Origin of the sequence: Syntrophomonas sp. UBA1041, from assembly GCF_002316705.1 — a bacterium.
In the GTDB taxonomy this organism is placed as follows: domain Bacteria; phylum Bacillota; class Syntrophomonadia; order Syntrophomonadales; family Syntrophomonadaceae; genus DTU019.
The window spans coordinates 11,930-16,580 of the sequence record NZ_DCEA01000070.1 but is presented as its reverse complement, the minus strand read 5'-3'; the positions used below and the strand labels follow the sequence as shown (position 1 = coordinate 16,580).

General features: G+C 51.7%; 9 protein-coding genes. All 9 read left to right on the top strand.

Annotation, left to right across the window (positions count from 1 at the left end; all coding sequences use genetic code 11):
* On the top strand, window positions 1-524 hold a 524-nt coding region (locus B2633_RS10730; protein WP_483170644.1), incomplete at its 5' end, for a head maturation protease, ClpP-related.
* A gap of 16 nt (window positions 525-540) precedes the next feature.
* Window positions 541-1,740: a phage major capsid protein gene (locus B2633_RS10725; RefSeq protein ID WP_483170642.1), complete on the top strand. Its 1,200-nt coding sequence runs from the start codon at window positions 541-543 to the stop codon at window positions 1,738-1,740.
* Between the two features lie 9 nt (window positions 1,741-1,749).
* Window positions 1,750-2,079: a hypothetical protein gene (locus B2633_RS10720; RefSeq protein WP_214082552.1), complete on the top strand. Its 330-nt coding sequence runs from the start codon at window positions 1,750-1,752 to the stop codon at window positions 2,077-2,079.
* Window positions 2,080-2,088: 9 nt separating this feature from the next.
* On the top strand, window positions 2,089-2,373 hold the full coding sequence (locus B2633_RS10715) for a head-tail connector protein (RefSeq protein ID WP_483170640.1): 285 nt from the start codon (window positions 2,089-2,091) through the stop codon (window positions 2,371-2,373).
* Between the two features lie 2 nt (window positions 2,374-2,375).
* Window positions 2,376-2,714, top strand: coding sequence for a phage head closure protein (locus B2633_RS10710; protein ID WP_483170638.1), 339 nt, complete (start codon window positions 2,376-2,378; stop codon window positions 2,712-2,714).
* Window positions 2,704-3,087, top strand: a complete 384-nt coding sequence (locus B2633_RS10705; RefSeq protein WP_483170636.1) for an HK97-gp10 family putative phage morphogenesis protein — start codon at window positions 2,704-2,706, stop codon at window positions 3,085-3,087. The genes B2633_RS10710 and B2633_RS10705 overlap by 11 nt, the downstream gene beginning before the upstream one ends.
* Window positions 3,084-3,452: a tail completion protein gp17 gene (gp17, locus tag B2633_RS10700; protein ID WP_483170635.1), complete on the top strand. Its 369-nt coding sequence runs from the start codon at window positions 3,084-3,086 to the stop codon at window positions 3,450-3,452. The genes B2633_RS10705 and gp17 overlap by 4 nt, the downstream gene beginning before the upstream one ends.
* Before the next feature lie 3 nt (window positions 3,453-3,455).
* Window positions 3,456-4,340: a major tail protein gene (locus tag B2633_RS10695; RefSeq protein WP_483170634.1), complete on the top strand. Its 885-nt coding sequence runs from the start codon at window positions 3,456-3,458 to the stop codon at window positions 4,338-4,340.
* Between the two features lie 48 nt (window positions 4,341-4,388).
* A partial coding sequence (gpG, locus tag B2633_RS10690; RefSeq protein WP_483170633.1) for a phage tail assembly chaperone G occupies window positions 4,389-4,651 on the top strand: 263 nt, incomplete at its 3' end.

Below are 4,651 nucleotides of genomic sequence, written 5' to 3'. Positions count from 1 at the left end.
CCGCCAGTCAAATCTACACCATGTTAAAAGAGTATCCGGGACACATTACCGTCAAAATCGAGGGGCTTGCTGCCAGTGCGGCTTCGGTAATCGCCATGGCGGCGGACGAGGTTCACATGTCTCCGGTAGCCATGATGATGATCCATAACCCCGCCACCGTCATATTCGGGGAAATATCTGACCTTAAAAGCGGTATTGCCATGCTGTCAGAGGTTAAAGAAAGCATCATCAATGCCTACGAGCAGAAAACCGGTTTATCAAGAGCCAAAATTTCGCACATGATGGATGCCGAAAGCTGGTTTAATGCCTGGAAAGCAGTGGAGCTGGGCTTTGCCGACAAAGTCTTATACACAACCGAAGAACACCTAAACGAGCCGCCCAGTGCGGCTTATCTTTTTGACAAAATGACGGTTACCAACGCGCTGGTAAGAAAGTTTCCGCTGCCCCAGGTTAATAACCCTAAACCGCCGACCGGCACCCCGCTCAGCTACCTGGAAAAGCGGCTCAGCCTATTAAAACATTAGAATGGGAGGAATAACCATGAGCAAAATCTTAGAACTGCGTGAGAAAAGAGCCAAAGCCTGGGATGCCGCTAAAGCCTTTCTGGACAGCAAGCGCGGCGCTGACGGGCTCCTTTCCGCCGAGGACGTTGCCACCTATGAAAAGATGGAAGCCGATGTGGTGAATCTCGGCAAAGAAATCGATCGGCTGGAGCGTCAGCAGGCATTGGACGCGGAGCTTAACAAGCCCGTCAATACACCTATTACCGGTAAGCCCGGGCAGCCCAACCCTGAGAATAAAACCGGCCGGGCCAGTGACGAGTACAAACGAGCCTTCTGGAACGCCATGCGTAGCAAGACAGCGGGCTACGAAGTATTAAACGCGCTGCAGGTGGGAACCGATTCCGAGGGAGGCTACCTGGTGCCGGACGAGTTCGAGCGTACCCTGGTCGAAGCTCTGCAAGAAGAAAACATCTTCCGCACCATGGCCAAGATCATCCAAACTGCCAGCGGCGACCGCAAAATACCGGTCGTAGCATCCAAAGGAACCGCCTCCTGGGTGGATGAAGAAGGTGCTATCCCGGAATCAGACGATGCCTTTGGGCAGGTTTCCATAGGGGCGTACAAGCTGGCCACCATGATCAAGGTATCCGAGGAATTGTTAAATGACAGCGTCTTTAATCTGGAGTCATATATCGCCCGGGAATTTGCCCGCAGAATCGGTGCCAAGGAAGAGGAATCCTTCTTCATCGGTAACGGAACCGGCAAGCCGACCGGGATTTTCAATGCTACCGGCGGAGCGGAACTGGGTGTAACTGCCGCTTCAGCAACGGCAATTACGGTGGATGAGATCATGGATCTGTTCTACAGCCTTAAGTCCCCTTACCGCAAAAACGCCGTATTCGTGATGAATGATTCCACTGTCAAAGCCATCAGAAAATTAAAGGACGGCAATGGCCAGTACCTGTGGCAGCCCTCCATTTCTGCCGGACAACCGGATACGATTTTAAATCGTCCGGTCAAGACTTCAGCCTATGTACCGACAATTGCGGCAGGGGCTAAAACTATCGCTTTCGGCGATTTCGGCTACTACTGGATTGCTGATCGGCAAGGCCGCTCCTTCCAAAGGCTGAACGAGCTTTATGCGGCAACCGGTCAGGTAGGATTTAAGGCAACCCAGCGGGTGGACGGCAAGCTGATTCTCTCTGAAGCCATCAAGGTACTTAAGATGAAAGCGTAGGTGTGAGTTATGAGCAATGTAAAAAACTACACTGAGCAAGGCGGCGAGAAAACCGTCATTGGCGGATCGCTTGAGATTGCGGCCAGCGGCAAGCTGACAATTGCGGAAGGTGCAACAATTGAAGGTATCTTATCCGTCCCGGTGGTTGATGCCCTTGACTCAACCTCAGCGACCAGCGCCCTGTCGGCTAAACAGGGCAAGGTTTTAAATGATGCTATAGCTGCCAAGACCGCTGCCAATCAGGCCGACAGTATTGCAGCCGAGGTGGCCGAACTGGTGACCGACTTCAATGCCCTCCTCGCTAAGCTTAAAGCTGCAGGACTTATGGCAGCCGAGTAATGAAAGGCGGTGGGCGTATTGGTGCTTTCTTTGGAGGAAGTAAAACTGTATCTAAAAGTAGACGGTGATGAAGACAATACGCTCATCACCAATCTCATAGGTGCCGCCGAGGAGCTCTGCCAGGACATTCTGCGCTTTCCCCTGACCGAATTTACCGAGGTGCCGGAAACAGTTAAACAAGCCCTACTCTATGCTATCGGCAATCTTTATGAACTACGGGAAGCAGTCGACATGAAAGCATTAATTGAGTTTATGACCAGGCTCCTATTCGCCTACCGCCGAGAAGGGTGGTAATTATGAAGAAGCGCGATTTAATGGGTCAGATGCGGCAGCGTATTACCTTGCAGGCCAAGACTATCACCAAATCAGAAGGCATCCCCCTGGAAAACTGGACTACAGTAGCCACAGTGTGGGCAGCAGTGTCGGACATATCGGGTAAAGAATATTTCCAGGCGGGAGCCTTGCAGTCGGAAGTCACCACCCGGATTAAAATCCGCTACCGAACCGGGCTAACTACTTCCATGCGGGTACTATATGGCTCCCGGGTATTTCAAATTCTGTCGGTAATCGATAAGGATGAGCGGCACCATGTAATAGAACTGATGTGCAAGGAGGTGATCCCCGGTGGCGGGTAATCTGACCCTGGAAGGTATGGATGAGATTTTAGATAGGCTAAAGGAACTGGGGCAAAGAGCCGCTCCGGTAGAGAACCAAGCCCTCTATGCCGGGGCCAAGATCGTCCAGGAAAACGCCAGCCAAAAAGCGCCGCGCAGTTTAGAGGCAAAGGAGCATCTGGCCGACAATATCGTGATTTGCGAACCAAAGCAGGATGAAAGCGGCAAATACGTGGAGGTGGGGCCAAAGGCTCCCTTTTTTTATGGCAAATTTCTGGAGTACGGCACCTCCAAGATGACCGCCCGCCCTTTCATGGGTCCGGCCCAAGCCGAAAGCAAAAAACAGGTGCTGGAAACCATCAGGCAGACCCTGAAAGCGGGGCTTGACCTATGATCAATGTCAAACCGGAAGTCCTGGCGGCTTTGGAGGAAAACACAGATTTACTGGCTTTATTGGGCGGGGCTCATATCTACCAGCTGAAAGCACCGGAGGGCTTAGATAAATACATTACTTTGTTTGAGTTAACTAATTTCGATTCCGCCTGGGCAGACGGCACTGCTTTTGTGGCTGAGGTGCACCTGCAAGTGGATGTGTGGGTAAAAGCAGCCAGCACCTCCCCTATTGCCGCCGAGGTGGACAAAATCATGAAATCATTAGGCTTTAAAAGAACTAGCAGCGCTGATCTTTATGAAGACGATACCGGAATTTATCATAAAGCGCTCAGGTATGTGACTGAGCGGGAAGTTGAAGGAGGTTAAAAAATGGCAGGGGTACAAGTAGGCTTAAACAGCCTGTATTACGCGGTTCTTACCAGCGATACGCCTTTAGCAACGACATATAACAGCCCGGTGGCCATAGCCGGGGCTATCAACGCCAAAATAAGTCCCAAGAGCAACACAGAAACCCTGTACTGCGACGACGGGCCTGATGAAACCGTTACCTCGCTGGGAGAAATCGATGTGGAGTTTGAGACTAAAGATATTGACCTCAACACCCAGGCGGTCCTTTTGGGACACAGTGTCACTGGCGGGGTGCTGATCAAAAAGTCAACCGATACCGCGCCTTATGTGGCTTTGGGGTTCAAGTCCAAAAAGAGCAACGGCAGCTACCGCTATGTATGGCTGTATAAAGGGAAATTCGCCCTGCAGGAGCAAGAGTACCAGACTGCGGAGGATAAGCCCAAATTTCAGACCCCCAAAATCAAGGGGACATTTATCAAACGCACCTTTGACAACGCCTGGCAGAAGATCGGCGATGAGGATCATCCCGATTGGACAGCTTCAACCGGCACAAATTGGTTCACGGCGGTGGACGGAGCGGCCCCCGCCCCTTTGACGGTGACAATAAGTCCGGTGGATGGTTCCAGCGGAGTGGCAGCAGACGCTAACCTGACCTGGACCTTTGCCAACGCCATCCAGGCTACCGATGTAACCGCCGCTAATTTTATCTTATTAAAGGCTGATGATGGGTCCTTAGTTGCCGGAGTCCTTGGTATCGATTCAGAACACAAGGTGGTGACTTTCAATCCGGCCAGCAATTTGGTCCCGGGCGCGGATTACATCATGGTATGCACGCAGGGTGTCAGAGATATTTACGGCCAAAACCTGGCCAATGCTTCAATCGGCAGCTTCACCACCGCCGATTAAACCAATCGGGGCGGTTTTTGTACCGCTATCACACAGGGAGGGATATCGATGGAGAACCCCAAGATTACTCTTAAAGGAAAGACATACACCGCACCGCCGCCCAAGGTCAAACTCTGGCGCGAAGTGACCAAATTCAAGGATAAATTCGGCGATAAAGAGCAAGGCGATGAGGAAGCTCTAAGCGAGATGGAACGCCTGATCGCTGCTGCCTTTAATCACCCGGAAATTACCGCTGAGGTTATTGAAGAAGAACTGGACCTGGATGAGTTTGTCCCTCTCTTTTACCAGATTGCCAGTTGGGTGGCCGAGGC